The following is a 706-nucleotide window of genomic DNA, read 5'->3' as shown; positions in this document are numbered from 1 at the left end:
CCAGGTAACGGAAACCCCTCTGCTTCCGCCAGTTTTTCTGAGCGCACTCGCCCAGCTTGAAGATCATGTGCAGCATACCGTCGCGACTCAGGCAGCCCTTAGATCGCTTTGTCCGATGGCGAATCGTTCCGAAGGTCGACTCAATCGGATTAGTTGTTCGTAAACTCTCCCAATGCTGGGCTGGAAAATCGTAAAATGCCAGAAGCTCATCACGATCTTTACGAAGGCAGTTAACCGCTTTCGGATACTTCGCTTCGTACGTTGTTTCGAACTGTGCAAATGCCCGTTCGGCGTCTTTTCGGGTTTCCGCCTGCCAGATATCGTGTAGCGCTTGCTTCATTTTCGGCTGCACAGACTTAGGAACCGTGTTCAGAATATTGCCGGTCTTGTGCATCCAGCAGCGCTGGTGACGGGTCTCGCTATACACTTCATCCAAGGCTGCCCAGAAGCCCATGGCCCCGTCGCCAACAGCGAGCTGCGGCGCATTCATGCCCCGGGACTTCAGGTTCAGGAGTACTTCTCGCCAGCTCTGTGTCGACTCCCGTACGCCATCTTCAATCGCCAGAAAGTGCTTCTGGCCTCGCTCATTTACACCGATAATCACCAGCGCACACAGCTTATGGCTTTCGGATCTCAGCCCGCTGTAGATGCCATCCGCCCACACATAAACCCAGCGATCACGGTCCAGCCGACGCTTTCGCCAAGC

1 protein-coding gene is annotated in these 706 nt (G+C 54.8%); it reads right to left on the bottom strand.

Features of this window, described 5'->3' with window-relative positions:
* Positions 1 to 706, bottom strand: a 706-nt coding sequence (locus ACXAFR_RS27425; RefSeq protein ID WP_475183365.1) for an IS256 family transposase, incomplete at both ends; no start/stop codon positions are given.

It is taken from the genome of Pseudomaricurvus sp. ABR4_320 (genome assembly GCF_056159445.1).
The sequence above is the reverse complement of the archived record's forward strand: the minus strand, read 5'-3'. Positions and strand labels throughout refer to the sequence as shown.